The sequence below is a fragment of the Pseudonocardia oroxyli genome, from assembly GCF_900102195.1.
GTDB classification, from domain to species: Bacteria; Actinomycetota; Actinomycetes; order Mycobacteriales; family Pseudonocardiaceae; genus Pseudonocardia; species Pseudonocardia oroxyli.
Genome location: NZ_FNBE01000049.1, coordinates 1 through 1,695, shown reverse-complemented (window position 1 = coordinate 1,695; position 1,695 = coordinate 1). Strand labels below are relative to the sequence as shown.

The 1,695-nt window shown below is 62.8% G+C and carries 1 protein-coding gene; it reads right to left on the bottom strand.

Going from position 1 to position 1,695, the window contains the following annotated elements; all coding sequences use genetic code 11:
- Positions 1–150: 150 nt before the first annotated feature.
- Positions 151–1,314 carry an NAD(P)/FAD-dependent oxidoreductase gene (locus tag BLS43_RS29160; RefSeq protein WP_093089913.1) on the bottom strand — a complete coding sequence of 388 codons (1,164 nt, stop codon included), beginning with the start codon at positions 1,312–1,314 and terminating at the stop codon, positions 151–153.
- Positions 1,315–1,695 lie beyond the last annotated feature (381 nt).

The window sequence follows — 1,695 nt, the reverse complement described above, 5'->3', positions numbered from 1 at the left end:
AGGCTCACCCCAGTCGAGTCCGAGATACTCACCTCGGCCGCCCACGCGGCCTGAACACCCACCCGACACGGCTCAACCAGACCCTGGGCAGACCCATGTGCCGACGTCGTGCCTAGGGCGGGAGGCGGATAAGTCGGACCTACGAGGCGCTCAGAGTTCGATATCAAGAGACGGTAGCTTACGTTCGTCAACCGGTTGACCGGCCTCTATCGCGCGTCTCGCGGCCGCGAACGCCAGCGGATGATTGACGGAGAGGTGCGCGACCAGATGGTTGTCGTCGTCCAGCCATGCGACCCCCCACTTCTCCGGGTCGTCATCGACCAGTCGGACCACGTGCCGGTCAGCGGTGTCGGCCCGTCCGACGTACAGTAGCCTTCTGCCGAACTGCTCGCTCCACAGATAAGGGATTTTGTCATTTATAACGTCCGTGCCGACTATGGCCCCCGCCCCAGCCACGGCCCCTTGAACTGCCTCGTCCCAATGTCCGCCGGGCATCCAGGCGCCATACCTGGGGGACCAGCGAATCGCGCAGTCACCAATCGCGAATATGTTTGGGTCAGAACTGCGTCGACGCTCGTCCACGACAACGGCTCCACGTCGGCGAGCTAATCCAGAATCCGCCAGCCAGTCGGTCGCGGGGCGCACACCGACGCTGGCAATGATTACGTCGGCCAGCACTTTATCGCCATCGGCCAGTATGACGCCATCTGCGACCACCTCTGCAACCCGAACACGGGTAAGCAGATTTACGTCGCGCCACCAAGGCAGGAATCTCGCGGCAACCTCCTCTCCAAACTGGGAAGCTAGGGGTGCGGCTGCGCCTTCCAAACATGTGACGTGACACCCCCTGGTCAATGCCGCGGACGCGATCTCGGCGCCGATCCATCCAGCCCCGATGACGACAACCCGCCTGCTCGGAACCAGCTGCATGCGTGCTCGCTCGGCATCCTCTGACGTCCTGACACACAGCTGAGCGCCGGGACCCGGGAGCGAGATCGGCTCCGCACCCGTCGCCAAGACAAGCGTGTCGTACGAGATCTCCCGTCGGTCTGTCTGGACTCGGCGGCGCTCTCGATCAAGCGCAAGGGCCGATTCTCCTAAGCTGCAATCCACGCCGAGAGCTTCGAAGTCGATTCCCAGATTGGTATCGACCGCTGCAAGAAGGCCATGCTTCGTCAGAGGTGGGCGGTTGTAGGGGGCATGTCGCTCGGATCCGATAAGCAGAATCTCGCCCTCATAGCCGACAGAGCGCAACTCCACACACATTCGCGCTCCTGCAAGGCCGGCTCCGACAACCACAACGGAACGCTTCATTTTCCACCATTCATCCGTGAAGTACAACCTCGCCCGAGTCAAATACGATCGACATCGAGTTCCGGGCGACAGGTCACCGTGAGCGCCTGTCCTCAAGCAGGCGAGGCCGTGCGGCACTCCACGGACGTGCCCGCGAAACGCCCCGGACAGGACTACAGCAACATGGGTTTCCGCTCAACATCTGTCGGAGCCAGCTGCCCTGGCGAAGGCTGTAGTCCAGTCCAGCAGCTGTGTCTCTCATGCGTTCGAGGCCTTCACCTGGGCGACTCTCGGCGACGGGGCGGACCGGATCATGCCGGCCATTTTGGGTGCCACTTTCGCGAGCCTCGTTGCCGGTACTGCACGGTAGCGCATGGCCGGCTTGTGGGGGAGGTGGTGGTG